We start from the raw sequence: 23,702 nt of genomic DNA, 5'->3' as shown, positions 1-23,702 counted from the left end.
ACGCGACCGTATCGCCCCGGCCTCATTCCGGTCGTCTTCGTCCACGGGACGGGATCGAGCGCGATGCGATGGGCGCAGATGTACAACGAGCTCGACAACGATCCGCGCATCCACGACCACTACCAGTTCTGGTTCTTCTCCTACGAGACCGGCAACCCGATCATCTACTCCGCGATGCTGCTCCGGGAATCGCTGCAGAACGCGGTGAAGAAGCTCGACCCCGAGGGTCGCGACCCCGCCCTGCGCGACATGGTCGTCATCGGCCACAGCCAGGGCGGGCTGCTCACCAAGGCGATGGTCGTCGACTCGGGAGACGCGTTCTGGCGGAACATCAGCAAGAAGCCCATCGACGAGCTCAACGTCAGCCCGGAGATGCGCGATCTCCTGCGGCGTGCCGCGTTCTTCGAGGTGCTGCCGTTCGTGCGCCGGGTCATCTTCGTCTCGACGCCGCACCGGGGAAGCTACGTCGCCGGAAGCTGGCTCGCGCACCAGGCCGCGCGGCTCATCAACGCGCCCCTCGACGTGACGCGCGTCGTGACCGAGGTGACGACGCTCAACAAGGATGCGCTCGCGGTCGAAGGCCTGCGCGGCGCCCCGACGGCGGTGGACAACATGACGCCGGGGAACCCGTTCGTGAAGACGCTCTCGCAGCTCCCGATCGCGCCCGACGTCACGGCCCACTCGATCATCTCCGTCGACGCCGAAGGGCCGCCGCAGGGGAAGAACGACGGCGTCGTCGAGTACGACAGCGCCCACATCGACGGCGTCGAGTCCGAGTTCGTCGTACGCTCGCCGCATTCCTGCCAGTCGAACCCGAACACGATCGGCGAGGTCGAGCGCATCCTCGACGAGCATCTCGACAACTACCTGGCCGAGACGAAGACCCCGCCCGTCGCGCCCGCGCCGCGGACGGGCGGCCGCGCTCGCCCACCTCGCCACGTCGCCCCGGTCGCCGCGCCGTCCCCGTCGTAACCCCGGGCCCGCCTTGCGTCAGCGCGTCCGGTTGCGCGAATATCGCTCTGGCTCGCAGCAACAGAAGGGGGACTCATGGCCCAGACGGCGCAGGTACGACGGATCGAGGTCGCGGAAAACGAGGCGCAACGCGTCTTCAATCTGCAGCGGGCGGCGTACCTCCGGCACCCGTATCCCAGCTACGAGGAGCGCTGGGAGAACCTGCTGAAGCTCGAGCGCATCCTGGTCGACAACGCCACGTCGATCGCGGAGGCGATCAACGCCGATTTCGGGCACCGCGCCTACGAAGAGTCCATGATGGCGGAGCTCTTCACGAGCGTCGACGGCATCCGGGACGCCCGCCGGCGGCTCGGGAAGTGGATGCGCCCGCAGCGCCGGCACGTGTCGGTCCTGTTCGCCACCGGCCGCAACCGGGTCATCCCGCAGCCGAAGGGCGTCGTCGGCGTCGTGTCGCCGTGGAACTACCCGCTCTTCCTCACCGCGGGACCACTGACGTCGATCCTCGCCGCCGGCAACCGCGCCATGGTGAAGATGGCGACCAACTCGCAGCACCTCTGCCGCCTCCTCGCCGACAAGTGCCGCGACGTCTTCCCCGAGGACACGCTCGCGATCCTGCCGGGGGTGCGCGCCCAGGACTTCTCGACGCTCCCCTACGACCACATGATCTTCACCGGCTCGGCCGACGCCGGCCGCACGGTCATGCGCTCGGCGGCCGAGAACCTGACGCCGGTCACGCTCGAGCTCGGCGGCAAGTCGCCGACCGTCATCTGCGACGACTTCGACGTCGACGAGGCCGCGTCGCGCATCCTGTACGCGAAGTTCCTGAACGCCGGGCAGACGTGTCTCGCGCCCGACTATCTGCTCGTCCCCGAGGCGAAGCGCGACGCGTTCGTCGCGGCCGCCAAGCGCATCATGCCCGAGCGGTATCCCGATCCGAACCAGCCGAGCTACACGTCGGTGATCGACGACAAGTCGTACAAGCGCCTGCGCGCGACGCTCGAGGATGCGCGGCAGAAAGGCGCCCAGGTCATCTCGCTCGTCCCCGGGGCCACGTTCAACGACCAGCTCCGCAAGATCCCGCCGCACATGGTCCTCGACGTCACCGACGACATGGTGATCATGCAGGAGGAGATCTTCGGGCCGCTGCTGCCGGTCAAGACGTACCGGACGCTCGACGAGGTCGTCTCGTACGTGAACGGCAAGGACCGTCCGCTCGGCTTCTACGTGTTCACGAACGACAAGGCGACCGAAGAGAAGCTCGTGTACGCGACCATCTCGGGCGGCGTCACCGTGAACAACTGCATGCTGCACGTAGCGCAGCACGACATGCCGTTCGGCGGCATCGGCGCGAGCGGCATGGGGCACTACCACGGCTACGAGGGCTTCCTCGAGTTCAGCAAGCTCCGCCCCGTGTTCACGAACCCGCGGCTCTCGCTCCTCCACATGTTCTACCCGCCGTACAGCAAGCGGACACGCCGGCTCCTCGACGTCCTGATCAAATACAAGAGGTAGCTCCAACCCGAGGCTGCGCCTCGGGTTGGGGGCGAGGGTGTGGCGGGGGTGGCACGCGCGAGCGGGGTGCGGCGGCCGGCGAAGCCGGCGCCGCATACCGGCACGCACGGTGAGAATGCATCCGCCTGCCTTGGTCGGGCGTAGCACAGCAAGGCCCGGCCACGCGGGGTACGTGTGCGCCGGCTGCGCCTTCGGCGCAGCGGCGCCGGCGAGGTAGAACGCATCCGGGGGACTGATGGGGGCGTAGGGATGGCGAGGAGACTGCGATGCGCCATCTCATCAGTGCGTTGGTACTTGGTCTGATGCTCTCGGCTGACGCTGCCGGGGCGGCGACGCCGGGGCGGGTGTGCCGCAGCGCCTGCGCGCCGCGCATCGCGGAGCAATGCCAGGGGTTGCCGCGCGGGCGCGAGCTGCGGCGCTGCCGGCGGCCGCTCATTCGCGCCTGCAAGGCGTCGACTCCCGAGGTGGCGTGCCCGACGACGAACGATCTGCGAGAGGCGCTGAACGACCAGCTCCTGCGGATCTCCTCGGGTCGGACGCTGCTCTTGTGTGCGGATGGAGGCTTCGTCCTCTCGGAGGATCCGACCGGTCCCCTCCCCGCGCCATTCCTGCGACGCTTCACCGGTACCTGGGACGTCGAGGTCGCCGAGCGACGCGCGCTCGCGATCGCGCTCGACGTGGTCAATCCCTTCACGAAGCTCGAGACCGCACGTGACGGAGCGGGCGGCTTCATCGTCGACGGCACGCCGGCGCCGGCGAGCGACGGCGCGGCCGAGTGCGCCGCGCGCAACGAGCCGCCGCCTCCCCCAACGACGATCCCCAACCCGCCCGACCCGAACGACCCCGAACGGGTGCTGGCGGTGTCGCTCGCCCTCGCCGATCGCCGGGCCATCCGCCACTTCGAGAACGCCGGGGGCATCGAGGTCGAGAAGCAGCTCACCTTCTGCAGCTCGGGCTTGCTCGAGGTGACGACCCTCGTGCACCTGTCGAACAGCACGATCGACGCGAGCTCCGACCGCGGGACCTGGTCGCTGGACCCCGCCGGCGCGGTGCTCTCTCTCGCGCTGGGCGACGGCAGCGCCGACACCGGCTCGATCGAGGTGGCATTGCAGGACGGCCACGTCGCCATCGGCGGTGAGGTCGTGGACCTCCTCGACCAGCGCGGCTTCTGCGACGACGTCGCCCTCCAGGAGCGGCTCACCGCCGCCGTCAGCGGCAGCGTCTATCTCTTCCGCCTCCGCCCCGGGAGCCCGCTCCGATCGACCCTCGCCCTGTGCGACTCCGGCAGCTACACGTTCCGCGGCATTGCCCCGAACGAGCGAGGCCGCTGGTTCGTCGAGGTCCGGGACGGCGCCGCGGAGCTGCAGCTCGTGGACGACGACGCCGGCGACGTCCGCCGCTTCGCGATGACGGAAGGCGCCGACGGCGTCACGCGCGTCGACGGCGATCGACCCCTCACCGATCCGTCCGACACCCTCGCCGCACAGTGCTCGTAGCGCGGCGCGGTTTGCCGTCCGGCGCGGCTCGTGCCAGAGGCTCTGATCCCGATGTCGGCAGGGCCCTCCGGTACGAGGCAGGTCGTGGTATTCGCGCACGCCGGCCTGCTCCTGGGTCTCGCGCTCTTCACCGCGATCCTCGCCTACCAGGGGATCCGCGACGTCACCCGGACGCTCGCCGTGGCCGGCGTGGGGCTCCTCTGGGTCGCGCTGTTCCACACGGTACCCCTGCTCGCGAGCGCGCTCGGCTGGTACACGCTGTTCGACGAGAAACGGCGCCCGCGCTTCCGCACCTTCTTCCGCGCGCGATGGATCGCCGAGTCGATCAACCAGCTCCTGCCGGCGCTGCACGTGGGCGGCAACCTGGTCCGTGCCCAGCTCCTGGCGCGCGCCGGCGTTCCGGGGACGCTCTCGGGCGCCAGCGTCGTCGTCGACATCACGCTGCACCTCCTGGGGCAGATCCTGTTCACGCTGCTCGGCCTCTCCCTGCTCCTCGCCCACGTGGGCGGCGAGCGCCTGGCGGGCCCGGCGATCGCCGGGATCGCGGCGACGGCCGCGGTGGCCGCCGGGTTCTACGCGCTGCAGCGCCGCGGCATGTTCGGCGCGCTCGCGCGCGCGATCGCCCGCTTCGTCCGGTCGCCCGACTGGGCATCGCTCTCCTCGAGCGCGGAAGCGATGGATGTCTCGATCGGAAACCTGTATGCGGAGCGCCGCCGTCTCGCGGGCTCGAGCGTCTGGCACTTCCTCAGCTGGCTGTTCGGTGCGGGCGAGATCTGGCTCGCCATGCACTTCCTCGGCCATCCCGTCGACCTCGCGACGGCCCTCGTCATCGAGAGCCTGGGCGAAGCGGTGCGGACGGCGGCCTTCCCCGTCCCCGGCGCGCTGGGTGTGCAGGAGGGCGGCTTCCTCCTGCTCGGACGGATCTTCGGGTTCGCGCCCGACCTCTCGATCGCGCTCTCGCTCTCCAAGCGCGTCCGCGAGCTGATCCTCGGCATCCCCGGGCTCGTCGTCTGGCAGCTCGAGACCGCCTCCGCGGCCCTCGCCGCCCGCGACGGCGCCGCGCGCGGACGGACGCCATGACGAGCGCATGGCCGCAGCTCGTCCTGCGAGGCGCCCGCATCTTCGACGGGGCGGGGCGCCTCGTACGGCTCGACCCGGAGAGCCTGCTCGCGGGCGCACGTCGGCGCACCGGGCTCGACGACTTCGGTGATCCGTCGTTCCGCGATCCGCTGCGCCGCCTGATGCAGTCGATCGAAGAGGAGTCGCGCCTGAGCATCGTGGGCCGCATCGCGGCACGCCACGATCTCACCGGCATGCTCATGAATCGCCTCTTGATGGAGCGCGATCGGCGTCTGCATCCGGCCATAACCGACGAGCAGATCCGGCGCCCCCTCTTCATCCTGGGCCTCCCGCGCAGCGGATCGACGTTCCTCCACGGCCTGCTGGCGCAGGATCCCGCGAACCGGGTTCCGCGCCACTGGGAGCTGCGCAGCCCGTCGCCGCCACCCGACCGCGCCACGTACGACACCGATCCGCGCATCGAGCGCGCGGCGCGCGACATCCGCTGGTTCCTGCGCCTCGCGCCGCGCTTCAAGACGATCCATCCGGTGGGCGCCCAGCTTCCCGAGGAGTGTGTCGTCATCCTCAGCCACTCGTTCTTGAGCTTCCAGTTCTCGTCGACCTGGTTCGTGCCGTCGTACCAGTCGTGGCTCGACCGCCAGGACCTGCGCCCGGCGTACCGCTACCACCGCCAGTTCCTGCAGAACCTGCAATGGCGCTGTCCCGGCGAGCGCTGGGTGCTGAAGGCGCCACCGCATCTGCCGGGACTCCGCGCGCTCTGCGCGACGTACCCGGACGCGAACATGGTCGTCACCCATCGCGATCCGCTGGAAGTGGTGGCGTCGGTCACGAGCCTCCACGTGGTCCTGCGGCAGACGTTCAGCGCCTTCGTCGACCCGGTGAAGGTGGGCGACGAGGTGACCAGGCTCCTCGCCGACGACATCCGGCGCGGCTTCGAAGCCCGCGACGAGGGCTGCGCGCCGCCGGAGCGCTTCGTCGACGTGCAGTACACGGACCTGGTGCGCGATCCGATGGGGATCGTGCGGCGGATCTACCGTCACTTCGATCTGCCGCTCTCCGCCGAGGCGGAGCAGGCGATGCAGCGCCATCTCGGCCGCAACCGCAAGGACGCCGAGGGCCCGCACGTCTACTCGCTGGCGGAGTTCGGGCTCGACGAGCGCGTCGAGCGCGAGCGCTATCGCGCCTACTGGGATCGCTGGGGCGTGCCCGCGCCGGCCTGAGCGCCCGCGCTCAGACGTCGATCTCGGCGAACAGGCCGAAGTGGTCGCTCGCGAACACGTCGCCGGTCGGATCCTCGAATACGAGCCGCGCCGAGACGATGGCGCCGCGCCCCCGACCGTCCGGTGCGCCGACGAAGATGTAGTCGAGGCGCCCGTCGGGACCCGGATCGAGCGTCGCGAAGCGGTTGCGGTTGTCCCAGGTGTGACCGTGTCCACCGGGACCGCCGATCTCCCAGGCGTCCTGGAAGCAGGTTCGCCGCCCGTCGAGGGGCGACAGACCCCGCAGGTAGCGGATCTCGGCGGAATCGGGGTGCGCGTTGAAGTCGCCCATGACGATCGCCGGAAGGTGCGCCTCCGCCGCCAGATCGCGGGCGAAGTCGTCGACCACCTGCACCTGGCGCTCCCTCACCCACCCGTGATCGGCCTCGCAGTCGAGGTGCGTCGTCAGAACCGGCAGGTTCCCGTCGGGGCTCTGGATGATCACCCCGAGGACGGTCCGTGGCTCGTCGCCCTCCCGTCCGGGCAGGCGCCGCACCTCGCTCCGCAGGATCGGCCAGCGCGAGGCGATGAGGTTGCCGAAGCCGACGCGGGTATGCTCGTGGGGAGGGACCATGATTCCATCGTCGCTCCAGCTGAAGGCCGGGCCGAAGGCGCGCGCGTACCCGATGCCGTCCAGGAGGAGCACCCCCTGGTCGAAGCCGTCGCGACGGACGACGACCTCCTGGAAGGCCGCGACGTCCGGGCGAAGCTCCGCCACACCGCGCCGAACGATCGCCATACGCGCGTCCAGGGGCTCGGATACGTTCCAGCAATTGAGCGTCAGCACCCGCAGCATGCAGCCGGATCTCCCCGTCTCAGGACGGGCGAGGTATCTACACAGAGGGCGCTCCTCGAACAACCGTTCGGGCGCAAACGCCCTGCCTCTCATCGGGCCCTTCATGCCGCGTTCGACACGGGGGCGTCGTACGAGCATAAGGGGAGCCTATCGGCCACGGGTGGGGTATCGGACCCCCGCGAGCCGCCACGATGAATCGACAGAGGCACAAAGCGCCGTCGCTGCGCCCCCTCGTGGGGCTCGTGGTCGTCGTGGCCATGGCGGGGTGCGCCCGCCCGTCCGGCCTCGCCCGCAACGCGATCGACACCGGGCCGGACGATGCCGTTCTCCAGGAGGACTACGATCCCTGGCAGCCGTTCAACGAGGCGATGTTCGACTTCAACCACGACGTCCTCGACCGCTGGATCGTGAAGCCGCTCGCCACCGGATGGGCAGCGGTCACGCCTCCGATCGCCCGGCGCAGCGTCGCCCGTGTTCTCAACAACATCGACATGCCGCGCCGCTTCGTGAACAACCTGTTGCAGGCGCGTCCCCTGGGTGCCGGGCGCGAGCTGGCGCGCTTCTTCGTGAACACCACCATCGGGGTCGCGGGCGTCATGGACATCGCCTCCGAGTTCCATCTCGATCCCAGCGAGGCGGACGCCGGAGAGACGCTCGCGCTCCTCGGCGTCGGGCCCGGCCCCTTCCTCGTGCTCCCGACCCTCCCGCCCACGACGGTTCGGGACGCGATCGGCCGCGGGCTCGATTCCCTCCTCGATCCGCTGTCGTACCTGGTCACGACCCCGTTCTTCGTCGGCCTCACCCGCTCGATCGTGTCGGCCGTGAACGAGCGCTCCCTCAACATGCAGCTGTACGACAACGTCGAGGAGAGCGTCATCGACCTCTACAGCGCGGCCCGAAACGGCTACCTGCAGCGCCGGCATCAGACGATCGAGCGAGCCATGGCCGACCGCGACAAAGAGTGGATGTGGGCGGCGCGCGACGAAGCGCCTGACACCGCGCACGTCACGAACCAAGTCGTGACCGTGGCGCTCGAGGATCCGACGTGACCACCTCCGTACGCCCTCTCGTCGTTCCCGACCGCGTGCGACCCGAGCTGCGCGCGGTGTCGTCGGCCGTCGTGCTGCGCGAGCTGCGCCGGAGCTACGCTGATCGCGAGGTCGTGCGTGGGGTGTCTCTCGAGATCGGCGAAGCGCAGATCTTCGGGCTCCTCGGCCCGAACGGCGCCGGCAAGACGACGCTCCTCTCCATGATCTCGACCCGCCTGCGCCCGACCGGCGGCGACGCGTGGGTGCACGGCAAGCACGTCGTGAACGACGTGCACGCGGTGCGCCGCCTGGTGAACGTCGCGCCCCAGGAGGAGGCGCTCTACCCGACCCTCACGGCCGAGGAGAACCTGCGTTTCTTCGCGGAGCTCTACGGCGTGCGGCGGTGGGAACGGCGCCAGCGGGTCGCCGAGGCGCTCGAGGCGGTGGGCCTCACCGCCCGCAAGGACGATCGCGTCGCGACGTTTTCCGGCGGCATGCGCCGGCGTCTCAACCTCGGCTGCGCGCTCGTGAACGGCCCGAAGCTCGTCCTCCTCGACGAACCGACGGCCGGCGTCGATCCACAGTCGCGCGCGCACATCTTCGACGCCGTGCGCGCGCTGCGCGCCCGCGGAACGACCATTCTCTACACGACGCACTATCTCGAGGAGGCCGAGGACCTCTGCGATCACATCGCGATCATGGACGAAGGGCTCGTGGTGGCGTGCGGCACGCTCCCGCAGCTCCTCGCGCTGTCGCATGCGACCGAGGTGATCGAGCTGCGCCTTCACCAGCCGCCGGAGACGCTGGCGCCGTTCGAGACGATCGAGGGCGTACAGAAGGTCGAGTCGATCGGCAACGAGCTGCGCGTCTTCACGACGCGTGCCCAGCTCGCATTGCCCCGCATCTACCGGACCCTCGCTTCGCTCGGGATCGGCATCGTCCGCACCCGGCTCACGCCGGTGACCCTGGACGACGTGTTCCTCGAGCTGACCGGCAAGGAGCTGCGTGACTGATGGTGCGTGCGGCGGCGCCGATCGTCGCGATGGCGCTCTCGATCCTCACGGCCACCCGGCCGGCGTCCGGCACCGAGGTCTTGGGACCGCTCGCCCTCACGCGCGACGTGCTCACCCGCAGCAACGCGATCGTCCGCGGTTCCGGTGACCGCAAGCAGAAGCTCGCGGAGCTGAGCGACCTCATGCGTGGTTTCCTCGACACCGACGCGCTCGCGCGCCTGGCCGCCGACAAGCACCTCCAGGGGCGGAGCCCGGCCGAAGTGGACGAGTTCATGCGGCTCTTCCACGAGTTCTTCGTCCGCACCTACGTGCAGCGGCTGCTCCTCTTCGACGCGCCGGACTTCGAGTTCGGCGACGAGAAGGTGTCCGGCGATACGGCGAGCGTCGCCACGAAGGTGGTCACGCCGGGCGATCGCTTCGCCGTCGACTACACCCTCCACAAGACGCCGGCCGGCTGGCGCGCGACCGACATCCAGGTGGAAGGCGTCAGCCTTGCGACGAACTTCCGCGCCCAGTTCGACAATGCCGTGGCGAAGGATTCGTTCGCGGGTCTCCTCGACCGCCTGCGCGCGAAAGTCGGTGCGCCCGGGCCGGGAGGATCCTGATCGCCATGTTCGCCGTCTTCCGCAACGACCTGCGCATCTTCCTGCGTGATCGCAGCGCGCTCGTCTTCTCGCTGCTGATGCCGATCCTGGTGATCACCGTCATCGCCGGGAGCATCCTGCACGGCGACGAAGGCCCTCGCCTCAGGGTACCGGTCGTGAACGAGGACGGTGGTCCGGTAGCGACCACCTTCACGAAGCTCCTCGCCGACCACGCGGACGTCCGGCAGGTGAGCCGCGCCGAAGCGGAGCACATGGTGCGCGATACGCACGAGGCTGCGGCTGCGATGGTCTTTCCGGCGCAGTTGAGCAAGCGCTACCTGCAGGGTCACACCACCGAGATCGAGCTCCTGACCGACCCCGCGGCGGGCAGCGACGTGCAGGGCGTGAAGGTCCTGCTCCTCCTGATCGACAAGGAGGCCGCGGCGCTCGCCGATCCGTTCGCCGAGGACAAGATCACGATGCGCGAGCAGAACCTCACCGGCCGCAGCCTCTCGATCAACGCCTTCGAGCAGCGCGTGCCCGGCTTCGCGCTCATGTTCGTGCTGCTGGCGGTCGTCTTCGGCACCTCGATGAGCATGCACGACGAGCGCGACTGGGGAACGCTCGTGCGCCTGCTCGTCGCGCCGAGCGGCTTCACGCGGCTCCTGCTCGGCAAGCTCGGGGCCCGCTTCGTGGTCGGCTTCGTCCAGATGCTCCTCCTCCTCGCCTGGGGCCACTGGGTGTACGGCGTTTCGCTCGGCTCCTCGCCGTCGGCGTTCCTCCTGCTCACGGCAGCGGCCGTGTTCGCCGTCGTCGCCGCGGGCATGCTGGTCGCGGGACTCGCCCGATCGCGCGAGCAGACGCTGCCGATCGGCCTCTCGTTGGTGATGGCGCTCTCGGCGCTGGGTGGGCTGTGGTGGCCACAGTCGATGCAGCCGCAATGGATGGATCGCATCTCGCCGGCGCTCTTCACGACGTGGGCGATGCGGGGGCTGAACGACCTGATCCTGCGCCAGCGGGGACTCGACGACGTGCTGCAGCCGATCGTCGTGCTCGTCGCGTACGGCGCGGCGACCCTCGCGCTCGGGCTGCGTCTCTTCCGGGTTCGTCACAGCGCGCGCTGACTGGCTTCGGGGGGCTCAGGCCGCGCCCGGAATGACCCGGCCGCCAGAGTATCGCCCTGTTGCTCGATGCCTGGGCGGAGTCGTGCAGGGTTGCGCGGTTTCTTCATCTCGGAGTCGCGCCTGCGCCACCCGCGAACCCTCCAGGTACTGGAGCGGGCGAGGGACAACGTGGTACGGCCTCGGCCATGACCCAGCGTGCGGCTGCTCTCATCCGATATTCGATTCTGCTCGCCGCTCTGCCGGTCATGGCGGCCGTCCCGGCCGCCGCGCAACCGAGCACGAACCTCGGTACCTACGTCTTGTTCGGCAGCCACAGCCTGAAGGTGCGCTCCGCGAGCATCGCAGACGGCGACCTCGGCGTGAGCGATGGAACGCTGACGAACGAGCGCACGATCCTGGCCCCGTCGTCGGACATGGCGGCGAACAAGGTGGTCGTGCAGTCGAGGGTCACCTGCGAGGACATGTTCGCGAACACGGTCAAAGGCTCGTCTGCGCTCTGCCCGCAGGTGATCGGCGTTGCGGTCCCCGTCCCGCTCATCGCGAACGTGCCGGTCGCCTGCCACTATCCGAGCCCGTTCCCGCACTGCAACTCGAGCGCCTCGGTGAGAGTCGCCAAGGGCGCCACACTGAACCTCGCACCGGGGACCTACGGCGATCTCACCGTCGACGGCGGAGGAAGCGGCCCCGCTGGGACCGTGATCCTGAACGGCACGTACACCTTCTGCGACGTGAAACTGTCGCAGGAGGCGCGCGCGCTCTTCCAGGGTCCGTCCACGGTGAACGTCGAGGACGCGGTGAACGTCGGCAACAACGTCACCATCGGAGCCGATGCCGGCGCCACCAGCCCGCCGATGCCGAGTGAGATCCGGTGGTTCGTCGACGGCAAGAGCGTCAAGTTCTCGCGCCGGGACCAGGTGGAAGGTCTCATCTGCGCACCGAACGCCCAGTTGAAGGCCAATTCCGGCTCGAACCTCGAGGGTCAGTTCGTCGCGAAGGACATCAACCTTCGAAGCGTGACCATCGGACCCGCTCTGCCGGGCGTGTGCGGCGACGACATCGTGAGCCCCGACGAGGAGTGCGAGATCGACGAGGACTGCTCGGACGAGGAGCTGGCCCTCCTGCGACTCGGCCGTGCCGCCGAACAGCTCGTGTGCGTCGACTGCAGGTGCGTGCCGAACCATCCCACGACGACGTCGACCAGCACGACCACGAGCACCACCAGCACGTCGACCAGCACCTCCACCTCGACCAGCACGAGCACCAGCACCTCGAGCTCGACGTCGACCTCGACCAGTACCAGTACGTCGACGTCGACCAGCACCAGCACGACCACCACGCCCACGACCAGCACGTCGACGACGACGCTCGAGTGCATGACTGACGCCGACTGCAACAACGGCTCGCCCGACGGCGCCTTCATCTGCGTCGACGGCCATTGCGTGCCCCGGCCGACCACGACCACGACGACCGTCGGCCCGACGACCACCACGACCGAGGGCCCGACGACGACCACCACCAGCACGACGGCGCCCACGACCACGACCGCCGCCATCACGACCACCACCACGTCCACGTCGACGACGACGCTCGAGTGCATGACCGACGCCGATTGCAACGACGGCTCGCCCGACGGCGCCTTCATCTGCATCGACGGCCACTGCGTGCCCCGGCCGACCACGACCACGACGACCGTCGCCCCGACGACCACCACGACGGTCGGCCCGGCGACCACGACGACGTCGACGACCACCACGCCGTCGACCACCTCCACCACCTCGACGACGCTCCCCGAGTGCACGACGGACCAGGATTGCCCCGATGGTCAGATCTGTCTCGACGGCACCTGCCACACCGGCTGCAACGACGACGCCGACTGTCCGGAGGGTCAGCTCTGCCTCGGCGGGACGTGTCAGCCCGAGTGCACCACGAACGAGGACTGCAACAACGGCGGCCCCGGCGACTTCCTCTGCGTGGACGGACGCTGCGAGCCGCCCCAGGAGATCTGCGGCGACTGCATCGACAACGACGGCGACGGGCTCGTCGACTTCGAGGATCCCGACTGCTGCGGTGACGTCTCGGTCTTCCCGATGAGCCTGAAGCATGGACGCTTCCGCCCCAAGGGCGCGGACCAGAGCTTCATGAAGCTCACCTCGACGCTCGCGACCGCGGGCCTCGCCTCGCGCATCGATCCGCTCACGCAGAACGTCTACCTGCAGATCCGGCAGACGGGCACCGGCGAGATACTGTGCGCCTACGTGCCGGCGGGCAAGTTCATGAAGAAGCACGGGGAGTTCAAGTTCTGGTCGATGATGAGCCCGACCCCGACTCCGACCGCGCGCGGCATCGGCGACATGCGGGTGAAGGTCAAGTCGAACGGGAAGGTGGTCTTCGGCTCCAAGGGCAAGAAGGTGGAGTTCACCACGCCGCCGGCTGGAACGATACAGGTCACCGTCGGCTTCCAGTCGACCACGGGTGGAGTCGACCAGAACAGCTGCTCGGCGGCCGTGCAGGCGTTCACCTCGGCGAAGAACGGCCTCAAGTATCCCTGAGAGCGGCGGCCGCTACTCGGGAAGCTTCGCACCCGCGGCGCGCGCCTGCTCGACGACGGGGACGACGTAGTCGGGGGCCAGCGCCTTGCGCGGGTGGCTGGCGCTCAGCTGCCCCATGAAGGGCGGGTGGATCGAGTAGCCGAGGAGCTCCTGGAGGCGATCCGGCATCTCGCGCGCCACCTCGAAGGGGACGCCGAGGGTGAAGTTCTCCTGCTGGCGCGCCCACGGCTCGCAGTACTGGTTCGAGAAAGCGCAGCGAGACGTCGTGCCGCGATTGCGGCCGCCGCGGTGGAGGAGCGTGCCGGCGAACACGATGCAACCGCCGGCCGGCATCGTGACCGGGCGCGCCAGGCGCTCGAACTCCGCGTCGACGGCTTCGCGCGCCGAGCCCTCGGCGCCGGTGTCGAAGGATCCCGCGAGCTTCCGATCGTCCCAGCGATGGCTTTCCGGGACGACCTCGGTGCCGCCGTTCTCGGCGGTGAACGCGTCGACCGCCACGATGGTCGAGAGCGACACCATCGGACGCGGCCGCGGCAGCACGTAGAACGCGTCATCGGTGTGGAAGGGCTGCGGCGTCTCGCCGGGGTTGATCTGGATCGCCTGGCTCGCGGTCAACAGGAACCCCGGCAGGAGGAACCGCTCGCACAGCGCCATCACGCGGGCGTCGAGCACGATCCGCCAGAACACGCGCCCGCGGGCGACGAGCGTGTACACCCGCTCGGTGCGCGTGCCCTCGAAGTCGTTCCGGCCGGCGTGCGTTCCGAGGTAGAAGCCGAGCACGCGCCGCACCTCCGCCAGGTCCGCCGCGCCCAGGAAGTCGGGAATGATCGTGAAGCCCTCTTCCTCGATCCGCCGGACGTGGCCGTCCAGGTCGAATCCCGGCGGGATCGCCTCGGTCGTCGCCATGCGCGGGTCCTGACAGCGCCGGGGAACCGTTTCAAGCGGAAATCCCGCCCCGCATCCGGCCCCCGGCCTCGCGCGTAGGGAGGGCAAGGAGGCAGCATGTCGAACGCCGTGACCCTGCTGGAGCTGGTGACCACCGTCGGACGACACACCGGGAGCGAGGCCGAGACGATCAGCATCGTCGTCGAGCTGGTGAACTCCGGCGCCGTCCGCCTCTGCGGCAACTTCCGGGGCGCGCGCTTCGCGTCCTAGCCCCCGTTCCACGCCGGCACGTACGTCCGGCACGGCTGTCCGCGCAGCCCCGGGCAGGGCGGGAGTGTCTGGGGGACCTCCACTCCGGGAACCACCGGAAGGACGAGACGCGACGCCCGCGCACCGATGCGCGAGATCTCGTTGCGAACGTGGCCGCCGGTGGCCGGTGTGTCGAAGCGCCAGCGCGTCCGATCGCCGCCCGGCGCCTCGATGCTGATGCGGATCCGCGAGCCCTTGCGGAACACGTGCGAGGACGCGAACAGGCCGACGCGCGTCTTCACGAACTCGTGCGGCGGGAGCGGCTTCGCGTCCTTCTCGAGGTGCGTCGGTCGCGGCTCGAGCTTCGACGAGCGGCCGAGCTTGCGGTGGCTCGCCCGGAGCCAGCCGTTCTGCACGTAGGTCTCGAGCCCGTCGGGACGGATCTCGCTCAGCGTCACCTGCAGGTCGGTGTCCGCATCGGTCGACTGCAGCCACAGATCGACGCTCCCCGGACCGACGATCGTCGTGTCGTCCGTGAGCGGCGCCGTCGCGTAGGCGACCGCGGTGCGATCGACCAGCGGGCGCCAGTCGTACGGCGGAATGATCTCCCACGACTCCGACTGTCCCTGCCCCGGGATCGTCTGCGCAGGCCGCACGTCGGGATCGGGGTAGTAGACGTCGACGCCGGCGTCCCCGCCGCGCGGCCGCGTGCGCCCGAGCGTGCCGTTCGGTCCGAAGTACCAGGTCGTCGCGCGCACCTGGCGCGGAGGCCACTTGTCGAAGCCGAGCTCGAACGTCGACGCCGGCAGCCCCGCGATGGGCGAGCCCGCGCCGTTCTCCATCATCACGCGGACGTACGGATCGGCTTCGAAGAGCTGCCGCGCCTCGTCGACGCTCGTGATGCCGGCGAAGCGGTTCACGGCCGGCAGCGGCGGCGTCGGCGTCCCGGCGCCGAGGATCTCGTGGTAGACGATCGGCGCGATCAGCCCGAGCACGAACGGGTCGGGCACGCGGTTCGCGACGTAGATGTCGAGGAACGCGTTCCAGTTCCACAGCGTCTCGGGATCGAGCGTGCTCGAGTGCACGCCGTTCGTCACCGTGATCTTCACGTCGGGCCGCTTGGGAAAGCGATACAGCATCGACGCGAAGTCGCCGCCCGTCTGCTCGTCCTGGAAGGCGCTCGAGTAGAACATCGGCACGTCGATCTTCGCCACCCAGTTGATCGGCGACCGGTTCACCATGAGCGACGGCGTGAAGTACGAGTTCGCACGCGTCACCTCGACCGGGTCCTGCGTCTGGAGGCGCAGGCGCTGGTTCGCGAGGCACGTCTGGTCGCCGTCGTTGACGCGCTTGATGGCCCACGACTGCCCGCCCGCCGGCGCGGGTGCCGCGTCGTCCTTGCGCTCGCGGAGCCAGGTCTCGGCGAAGCCGTTGTTGAAGATGCCACCGGGGAAGCCCGGCGCCCGATAGATGTCGGCGATGGTCGAGAGCGGCGCGAGGGCCGCCAGGTGCGGCGGGCGTGCGCCGCCCACGAAGAGCTGGCTGATGCCCGGAAACGAGATGCCGATCATGCCGACCTTGCCGCCCTGCACCCACGGCTGCGCCGCCACGGCCTCGATGACGTCGTAGCCGTCGGCCGTCGTCGGAAGGTCGAAGAGATCGATGACGCCGCCCGAGCATCCCGAGCCGCGCATGTTGACGCCGACGGTCGCGAAGCCGAGCACGCTCGCGATCAGCGACGACGCCTGCATGTGGGCGTCGTCGGGGTCGGCGACCGCGTAGCCCGAGTACTCGACCACGGTGGGAAACGGCCCATCGGCGAGCGTCATACCGGCCGGCGCGCGGACCATGGCGGAGAGCAACGTCCCGTCGCGCATCCGGATGTACTGCAGGCCCGCGCCGAGGCTCTGGCTGGTGTAGAGCGACGGATCGGGCGTGTCGTCGAACGAGAGCACCTTCGCGGTGGTCGAGCTGCCGCCGGCCCGGACGGTGTACTGCTCGCCCTGGGCGAGCTCGCGGAAGATGAAGCTGCCGAAGGCATCGGTCGTGCCACGACCCACCTCGAGCCCGCGACGGTCCTGGAGCACGACCTCGGTTCCGGGCGTGGTGTCGAGGACCGCGACGAATCCGATGCCGGCCTGAGCCCGCAGGGCGGCCCGGACCGGCTGGGGGGTACTCCCGAGGAGCGCGACGGCGAAGAGAAGGACTACGGGCGAGCGTTTCATCACCGGGGTGGTCTACCGCAAACCCTCGCCGGCCGTAAAACATTTTTTGCACGAAAATCCGCGCAAGTGCGCGGCCGCTAGTCCTCAGTCCGAGGTAGCTCGGTTGGGGACGCGGATGGGCGTCAGGCCGGCCTCCCGCAGCGCCGTCGTGGCGGCCGCGAGGTCGGCGTCGCTCGTGAGGCCTCCGACCCTCACACGATAGAAGGTCTTGCCGTCCCGATCGACGGGCGCGACGTAGACGTCCTTGTACTTCTGCGCCAGCTTCGCCCGCAGGGCCTCGGCGCGCTCGATGGAGAGGAAGGCGCCCACCTGCAGAGCGCGCGACTTGGGCGCGCTCGGAGCGGTGGCGACCTCGCTCGGAGGTGCGGCTGCCGGTGCGACGGGCGGTGGCGTCGCGGTCGTTGGCGCGGCGGCTGCCGATGGCGCGGGCGCTGCGGGCGCGACGGCCGGCGGAGGCGCGATCGCCTCGGGCACCACCGGCGGCGCGGCCGCGAGCGGCTGCTCGGGCGCCGGGGGAGCTTGCACCACCGTCGTGTCGGCGACCGGGGCAGTCTCGACGGAACGCTCCGGGGCCGTTCGCAGGAAGAGCCAGGCCGCCAGCAACGCCGTGGCACCCAGGACCGCCACGAGCGGGAAGCGGGAGGTCTCGGGTTGCGCGACCGGCGGGGACACGTTCGTGATCGCGGCAACCGGAGCCGATCGGGCGCTGGCCGGCGGAACGTGCACGCTCGCGACGATGCGGGTCGCGAGCGCGCGCGACTCGGGGCGCGCCAGGACCTCGCTCACGCGGGGGCCGCCGAGCAGGATCACGCGCACGACCTCGTTCGCATCGGGCGCGCCCTCGAGCGCGCGGCGCAGGGCATCGAGCTGTCCTGCGTCCGCTGCGTCGGCGTCGATGACGACGACGAAGATCGGCAGCTTGACGAGGCGCGCGTCTTCGACGAGCACCTGCACCATCTGATGCCGCTTGAGCGACGGATCGACGCTCTCGCGCGACTTCCAGAGCGCGAGGACGACGGCGTCGGGATCCAGCGACCGCCCGTTGACGCGCACGCTGCAGTACACGGGAACCTGCCGCTCGACCTCCGTGAAGAGCGCCGCGGCCGACTTCGCATCCTCGCCGGTTACGAGGATGTGCCCGGCCCGCGACCGGAGCGCCACGAGGAGCCTCGTGGCCACCAGATCGGACGACGACTCGACGTCCGCTGGCGACGCGACGTCGCCGGCGATTCCGTTCTCCTGACGGCCAGGCACCTCATCGTGCATCGCAGGACGGCCTCCACGGGCAGCGTCGGATCTCGTGCCCGGTGGGACCTTATGCTGGCTCCGCGCAGCGGAGCAAGCCGGGTCAGTTGACCGTGATCGTCAGGGGGCCGCGGACGTTGTTGGCCTCCTGGCCGCCCTCGTACATCTGGTTCATGCCGTCGGCGACGAAGAAGAGGTAGTAGGTGCCCGGCGAGACGACCGGCAGCGTCGCGTTCTGCGTGTCGGTGTAGGTGCCGTTGGCCACCACGCCGACGGCGCGCGAGAACGACCCGATGAGCGTGTCGCCGCCGAAGGTCATGTCGGTCGACAGGAACACCTGGTCCGACCAGGGCGCCGCGCCGGACGCCGTCCCCTGGTTCTTCACCGTGTACGAGACCGAGATCTGCGACCCCGCCGTGCCCGACGCCGGGGCGCTGAACGCGGTGGGCGTGAGGTCGGGCGCCGTGATCGTGATCTGGACGGCGCCGCCGACGTTGTTCGCCTCGTTGGCGCCCTCGGCGACGGCGTTCGCGCCGTCGGTCTGGAAGAAGATGTAGTAGGTTCCCGGCGGCACGTTCGGCATCGTCACCGTCGGCATGCCGCTGTAGCTGCCGCCCGCGGCCAGGTTGCTCGCGCGCTGGTAGACGCCGATCGCAGTGTCGCCGCCGAGCGTCTGATCGGTCGAGATGAGGATGTAGTCGAACCAGGGAGCGACCGCGGTGGCCTGGCCCTGGTTCTTCACGGTGTAGTCCATGAACACCGCCGACCCCGCGGGCATCTGGAAAGGACACGAGAACATGATCGGCAGGAGGTCGGGGGCGATGAGCGTCGTCGACGTGGTGGTCGTGGTGAAGACGGGCATGGTGCTCGTCGACGTCGAGGTCGTTCCGCCGGGCGTCGTCGTGGTGGTGACGGTCGTGCTGGTCGTGACCGTGGTCGACGTCGTCGCATGGGTCGTCGTGGTCACCGTCGTGCTCGTCGAGCCGGCCGACGAGGTGGTCGTCACGCTGGTCGTCGTCGCGACGGTCGTGGTCGTGCCGCCAGCAGTCGTCGTGGTGCCGCCCGTGGTCGTGGTCGTCGTGGCGCCGGTCGTGGTGGTCGCGCCGGTCGTCGTCGTGACGTCGGTGATCGTGGTCGTCGTGACGCCCCCGCTGCACCGACAGGCGTTGCACAGGCCGCCGCACGGGCCGAGCGCGCCGTCGCACTCCTCGCCGCCGTCGGGGTCCCACACGCCGTCGCCGCACATGCTGAGCGCGGCGATGAACGGCTTCGTCATGCCCATCGCGCGCACGCTGAAGGCGGCGCTGAGGGTCCGGCACTGCTCGACGATCGTGCCCTTCAGCATCGCCTTCCCGGCCATGCCCTGGCAGGAGGGCCAGCGCGCGACGATCTTGGTTCCGCTGCGCGTCGCGCGCACCTTGGCCTTCACGGCGCTGCAGCCGCTGGCGATCCCGACCATGCGGCCGGCGATGTCGACGGTGTCGACCCCCGGCGCGTCGGCGTCGCCCATGATCGGCTGGCCGAGGACGAGGTAGCGGCCGCCGGGACATGGGAGCAGCTTGGCTCCGGCCGGCGACACGAGGACCGACGCTCCTGCGAGGAGCACGGTGGCGAAGATGGCGCGCGTGTTTTTCATTGGGCGTCCTGCCCCCCTCCCTGCGCGCTACGGTCATTGTGCGGGGCGGGAGCCCGAGTGTCACGACAGCGCGGACGCCATGCGCCATTCGATGGCGGCCATGGTGCGCCCGTCGCGATCGAGCTAGGAGGCGGACATGCCCACCAACCGAAAGACCCGTCGCAAGTCGCTGAAGGACTACCGTCGCGACGCCCGTCCGGACACCCTCGACTTCCGCGACCTCATGTACACGCCGACGCTGGTCGAGGTGCCGGTCGAGATTCCACTGGTGCGCTACCGCGCCGCGAAGGTGCCGATCCTGGACCAGGGGCGCGAAGGTGCGTGCACCGGCTACGGGCTCGCGACCACGGTCCATTACCTCCTTCGAACGCGGAGGGTCGTTCCGGACGTGACGGCCGTCAGCCCGTCGATGCTCTACGCCATGGCGAAGCGGTACGACGAGTGGCCGGGCGAGAGCTACGAAGGCTCGAGCGCGCGCGGCGCGATGAAGGGCTGGCACAAGCACGGGGTGTGCAACGCGGCCCTGTGGGCGCCGGGAGGCCGCGCCGCGCAGGCCAACGTCCTCACCGACAAGCGCGCCGTCGACGCGCGCGAGCGGCCGCTCGGCGCCTACTTCCGCGTGAACCACAAGGACCTCGTCGCGATGCACGCGGCGATCAGCGAGGTCGGCATCCTGTACGCGACGGCGTCGGTGCATTCGGGCTGGGACAAGGTCGGACCGGACGGCCACATCCCGTTCGAGCAGAAGGACGAAGGCGGGCACGCGTTCGCGCTGGTCGCGTACGATCGCCGGGGCTTCTGGATCCAGAACTCGTGGGGCGCCGACTGGGGTCACCAGGGCTTCTGCCACATCTCGTACGACGACTGGCTCGCCAACGGTACCGACGTCTGGGTGGCCCGGCTCGGGGTGCCGGTGACGCTCGCGGCGGTCGATGCGGCCAGCGCGCGCTCGGTCATGTCCGCGCAGGGCTCGAGCTACACGTCGAACGACCTGCGCCCGCACGTGATCAGCATCGGCGAGTACGGCCTGCTGCGCGAAGACGGAACCTACGGCAAGAACCGCGAGGCGGTCGAGGCGACGCTCCGCAGCGATTTCCCCCGCATCACCAAAGGCTGGAAGCAAAAGCGCATCCTGCTCTACGCCCACGGTGGGCTCGTCGGCGAGTCGGGCGCGCTCCAGCGGATCGCCGACGTGCGCGAAACGCTGCTCGAGAACGAGATCTATCCGCTCGCCTTCGTGTGGCACACCGACTACTGGTCGAGCCTCACGGGCGCACTGAAGGACGCCGTCGTGAAGCGCCGCCCCGAGGGCGTTCTCGACGCCGCGAAGGACTTCATGCTCGATCGCCTCGACGACATGCTGGAGCCGATCGCGCGGCTCGGCACCGGCAAGCTCGTGTGGGACGAGATGAAGGACAACGGGCTCGCGGCCACGACCGGAGACGACGGCGGGGCACGGCTCGTGGCGACGCTCGTCGCGCGCCTCGCGAAGGATTCGGGCGTCCAGATCCACGTCGCCGGCCACAGCGCCGGCAGCATCTTCCACGCCCCGCTCGTCGCGCTCCTCGCGACCGCCGGCAAGATCGCCAGGGGACCACTCGCCGGACAGACGGGCCTCGGGGCGACGATCGAGACGTGCACGCTCTGGGCGCCGGCGTGTACGACCCAGCTCTTCGCGGAGTGCTACATGCCGGTCATCAACGCCGGCCGACTGCGGCGCTTCGCGCTGTTCACGCTCACCGACCAGATAGAGCAGGACGACGACTGCGCGGGCATCTACCACAAGTCCCTCCTCTACCTCGTGTCGCACGCCTTCGAGGCGGTGCCGCGGATTCCGCTCACGTCCAAGCAGGGAGAGCCGCTGCTCGGCATGGAGCACTGGGTCGAGCGCGATCCGAAGCTGGCGAAGCTGTTCGGCGGAGTGAACCCGAACGTCGACTGGGTGAAGGCGCCGAACGACGCGCCGCCGGGAAGTCCCGTGGCATCCGCCGCGCGACATCACGGCGACTTCGACGACGACGAGCCGACCGTTCGCGCGACCCTGGCTCGCATCCTCGGCAAGCAGGCCGCCGCGCCCGACCTCAAGTTCGAGGCGAGCCCGTCCAGCCGGCGTGATCGGCGGCAGGTGCTCGAGCGGATCAGCCCGCCGGCAGCACGGTGAGCGCCACGGCCGCGTAGTGCGCCGTCGCCGCGGCGAGCACGAGCGCGTGGAAGACCTCGTGGTAGCCGAAGACCGCCGGCACGGGATCGGGGCGCCGGAGCGCATAGACGAGCGCGCCCACGGAGTAGAGGATGCCGCCGGACGCGAGCAGCGCCGTCACCGTCCAACCCGCGTGGTCGACCAGGTCGGGCATGGCCGCGATGCCCACCCATCCCAGCACGACGTAGAGGCTTGCGCTCAGCCACTTCGGAAGGTCGATCCACACCACGTGCAGGACGATGCTCGCGAGCGCCCCGCCCCAGATGACGCCGAGCAGGAGGGCCGCGAAGGTGCCCGAGATCGCGAGCATGCCGAAGGGCGTGTACGTCCCCGCGATCAGCACGCTGATCATCGAGTGGTCGAGCCGTCCCATCCATCGCCGAGCCGGGACCGACCAGGTCGGACGGTGGTAGAGTGCGCTCACGCCGAGAAGCGCCGAGAGACTGACGCCGTAGACACCGGCCGCGACGAGCGCGCGGCGATCGGGCGCGAACGCGAGCAGCACGGCGCCCGTCACCAGTGAGACGAAGAACGCGTAGTGGTGGAGGACACCGCGCAGGCGGGGCTTCGACGGCGCATGGATGCTGCGATCCGGCTCCAGCACGATGAAGACCACGGTAGCAGGTTCGACGGTGTGCGGCGATCGTTTTCTCCTCGGCCCACCGGGACCGTCGTCGGTATGCGCGCGGTGTTCTGGCCGTCGGCGGCCCTGCCGCCAAGCGACCCCGGACCGGGCAGGTGACGCCCGACCTCGCTTCTTCTATGAGGCGTGGGGCCATGGCGCTGCGGCGAGAGACGGTCTTCTGGCTCGGCGTGCTCGGGGGGCTGGCGTTCCTGCTCTGGCTCCTGTCCCCCATCCTGTTGCCGTTCGTGCTCGGCATGGCGCTCGGCTACCTCCTGGACCCGGTCGTCGAGTGGCTCGCGCGCCTCGGGCTCTCGCGCACGGCGGCGTCGGGGCTCCTCATCGTGGGCGCGTTCCTCGGGGGAGTGGTCGCGCTGATCACGGTCCTGCCGGCCATCATCGGACAGACGGTCGACTTCGCACGCCACGTGCCCGAGCTCCTCGGCGCGCTGCGCGACCGGCTGCAGCCGCTCGTCGCCCGCGTCCTCGCCGACGTCCAGGCGACGCCGGCGGGCGACCTCACGGGGCCGCTCTCCCAGGTGATCGACAAGGCCACCGACCGCTTGCCCGGCATAGCGGGCGATCTCGTCGGGCGAGGGCTCGCGCTCGTGAACGTGCTCTCGCTCCTCGCCATCACGCCGCTCGTCGCCTTCTACCTCTTGCGCGACTGGCCGAAGATCGTCGCCGAGATCGACGACTGGCTGCCGCGCGCGTCCGCGCCGACCATCCGCGCGCAGATCCGCGCCATCGACACGGTGCTGGCCGGATTCGCGCGCGGCTCGGCCACCGTGTGCGGCCTTCTCGCGCTCTTCTACGGCATCGCGCTCTCGGCCGTCGGGCTCGACTTCGGTCTCGTGATCGGCCTCACGGCGGGCGCGGTGTCGTTCGTCCCGTATCTCGGCTTCATCGTGGGGTTGACCTCGTCGGTCGGCGTCGCGCTCTACCAGTTCTGGCCGGACTGGATGCGCGTCGCGATCGTGCTCGCGATCTTCTTCGCCGGTCAGATCGTGAGCGACTACGTGCTGGTGCCGCGCCTGGTCGGCGAGCGGATCGGACTCCATCCGCTCTGGGTCATCTTCGGGGTGTTCGCGGGTGGCGCGCTCTTCGGCTTCGTCGGCGTGCTGCTCTCGGTTCCGGTCTGCGCGGTGATCGGCGTCCTCACGCGCTTTGCGATCGGACGCTACAAGGACTCGGACCTCTACCGCGGCGTGGAGGCCGGCTGATCGC

The 23,702-nt window shown here is 69.9% G+C and carries 19 protein-coding genes; 13 read left to right on the top strand and 6 right to left on the bottom strand.

From position 1 onward, the window contains the following. The 5 genes from VMS22_05280 to VMS22_05260 all read left to right on the top strand — a co-directional run. Positions 1 to 972: alpha/beta hydrolase (locus VMS22_05280; GenBank protein ID HXJ33435.1), on the top strand; the 972-nt coding region annotated here is incomplete at its 5' end. Positions 973 to 1,047: 75 nt separating this feature from the next. Continuing rightward, the gene (locus VMS22_05275) at positions 1,048 to 2,484 is read left to right on the top strand and encodes a coniferyl aldehyde dehydrogenase (protein HXJ33434.1); all 1,437 of its coding nucleotides are present in this window, start codon (positions 1,048 to 1,050) and stop codon (positions 2,482 to 2,484) included. Between the two features lie 302 nt (positions 2,485 to 2,786). After that, the gene (locus tag VMS22_05270; protein ID HXJ33433.1) at positions 2,787 to 3,980 is read left to right on the top strand and encodes a hypothetical protein; all 1,194 of its coding nucleotides are present in this window, start codon (positions 2,787 to 2,789) and stop codon (positions 3,978 to 3,980) included. Between the two features lie 84 nt (positions 3,981 to 4,064). Next, positions 4,065 to 5,060 carry a lysylphosphatidylglycerol synthase domain-containing protein gene (locus VMS22_05265; protein ID HXJ33432.1) on the top strand — a complete coding sequence of 332 codons (996 nt, stop codon included), beginning with the start codon at positions 4,065 to 4,067 and terminating at the stop codon, positions 5,058 to 5,060. Then, positions 5,057 to 6,280, top strand: a complete 1,224-nt coding sequence (locus VMS22_05260; GenBank protein HXJ33431.1) for a sulfotransferase — start codon at positions 5,057 to 5,059, stop codon at positions 6,278 to 6,280. Before VMS22_05265 ends, VMS22_05260 begins: the two co-directional genes overlap by 4 nt. A gap of 10 nt (positions 6,281 to 6,290) precedes the next feature. Here VMS22_05260 and VMS22_05255 read toward each other — a convergent pair whose 3' ends face one another. After that, a complete protein-coding gene (locus VMS22_05255) occupies positions 6,291 to 7,115 on the bottom strand; it encodes an endonuclease/exonuclease/phosphatase family protein (protein HXJ33430.1) in 825 nt (274 codons plus the stop codon). A 191-nt stretch (positions 7,116 to 7,306) separates the two neighbouring features. On the opposite strand from VMS22_05255, the gene VMS22_05250 reads away from it, so the two are divergent. The 5 genes from VMS22_05250 (at position 7,307) to VMS22_05230 (ending at position 13,413) form a co-directional block, all read left to right on the top strand. Beyond that, positions 7,307 to 8,164: a VacJ family lipoprotein gene (locus tag VMS22_05250; GenBank protein ID HXJ33429.1), complete on the top strand. Its 858-nt coding sequence runs from the start codon at positions 7,307 to 7,309 to the stop codon at positions 8,162 to 8,164. After that, positions 8,161 to 9,156, top strand: coding sequence for an ABC transporter ATP-binding protein (locus VMS22_05245; GenBank protein HXJ33428.1), 996 nt, complete (start codon positions 8,161 to 8,163; stop codon positions 9,154 to 9,156). Before VMS22_05250 ends, VMS22_05245 begins: the two co-directional genes overlap by 4 nt. Further along, positions 9,156 to 9,761: an ABC transporter substrate-binding protein gene (locus VMS22_05240; protein HXJ33427.1), complete on the top strand. Its 606-nt coding sequence runs from the start codon at positions 9,156 to 9,158 to the stop codon at positions 9,759 to 9,761. Before VMS22_05245 ends, VMS22_05240 begins: the two co-directional genes overlap by 1 nt. Before the next feature lie 5 nt (positions 9,762 to 9,766). Then, positions 9,767 to 10,864 (top strand): ABC transporter permease, encoded by a 1,098-nt coding sequence (locus tag VMS22_05235; GenBank protein ID HXJ33426.1) that lies wholly within the window; start codon positions 9,767 to 9,769, stop codon positions 10,862 to 10,864. 185 nt (positions 10,865 to 11,049) lie between these two features. Further along, positions 11,050 to 13,413 (top strand): collagen-binding domain-containing protein, encoded by a 2,364-nt coding sequence (locus tag VMS22_05230; GenBank protein ID HXJ33425.1) that lies wholly within the window; start codon positions 11,050 to 11,052, stop codon positions 13,411 to 13,413. A gap of 12 nt (positions 13,414 to 13,425) precedes the next feature. Here VMS22_05230 and VMS22_05225 read toward each other — a convergent pair whose 3' ends face one another. After that, complete coding sequence (locus tag VMS22_05225) at positions 13,426 to 14,319, bottom strand: phytanoyl-CoA dioxygenase family protein (GenBank protein HXJ33424.1); 894 nt, start codon at positions 14,317 to 14,319, stop codon at positions 13,426 to 13,428. A 96-nt stretch (positions 14,320 to 14,415) separates the two neighbouring features. Between VMS22_05225 and VMS22_05220 the strand changes: the two genes are divergently transcribed. Then, positions 14,416 to 14,568, top strand: a complete 153-nt coding sequence (locus VMS22_05220; GenBank protein ID HXJ33423.1) for a hypothetical protein — start codon at positions 14,416 to 14,418, stop codon at positions 14,566 to 14,568. Here VMS22_05220 and VMS22_05215 read toward each other — a convergent pair. The 3 genes from VMS22_05215 to VMS22_05205 form a co-directional block, all read right to left on the bottom strand. After that, on the bottom strand, positions 14,565 to 16,772 hold the full coding sequence (locus VMS22_05215) for a CocE/NonD family hydrolase (protein HXJ33422.1): 2,208 nt from the start codon (positions 16,770 to 16,772) through the stop codon (positions 14,565 to 14,567). The two genes, VMS22_05220 and VMS22_05215, sit on opposite strands and share 4 nt — an antisense overlap. Positions 16,773 to 16,856: 84 nt before the next feature. Then, on the bottom strand, positions 16,857 to 18,038 hold the full coding sequence (locus tag VMS22_05210; protein ID HXJ33421.1) for an SPOR domain-containing protein: 1,182 nt from the start codon (positions 18,036 to 18,038) through the stop codon (positions 16,857 to 16,859). Between the two features lie 82 nt (positions 18,039 to 18,120). Continuing rightward, entirely contained in the window at positions 18,121 to 19,653 is a 1,533-nt protein-coding gene (locus VMS22_05205) for a CARDB domain-containing protein (GenBank protein ID HXJ33420.1), read from the bottom strand. Between the two features lie 136 nt (positions 19,654 to 19,789). On the opposite strand from VMS22_05205, the gene VMS22_05200 reads away from it, so the two are divergent. After that, entirely contained in the window at positions 19,790 to 21,814 is a 2,025-nt protein-coding gene (locus VMS22_05200) for a C1 family peptidase (GenBank protein ID HXJ33419.1), read from the top strand. On the opposite strand, the gene VMS22_05195 is transcribed toward VMS22_05200, so the two are convergent. Beyond that, complete coding sequence (locus tag VMS22_05195) at positions 21,792 to 22,469, bottom strand: hemolysin III family protein (GenBank protein ID HXJ33418.1); 678 nt, start codon at positions 22,467 to 22,469, stop codon at positions 21,792 to 21,794. The genes VMS22_05200 and VMS22_05195 overlap by 23 nt on opposite strands. Positions 22,470 to 22,630: 161 nt before the next feature. Between VMS22_05195 and VMS22_05190 the strand changes: the two genes are divergently transcribed. After that, a complete protein-coding gene (locus VMS22_05190) occupies positions 22,631 to 23,698 on the top strand; it encodes an AI-2E family transporter (protein ID HXJ33417.1) in 1,068 nt (355 codons plus the stop codon). Positions 23,699 to 23,702: the final 4 nt, after the last annotated feature.

It is taken from the genome of Candidatus Eisenbacteria bacterium, assembly GCA_035577985.1.
Lineage (GTDB): Bacteria > Desulfobacterota > Binatia > DP-6 > DP-6 > DATJZY01.
Note: the sequence above shows the minus strand (reverse complement) of the source record. Positions and strands in the feature narration are given on the sequence as shown.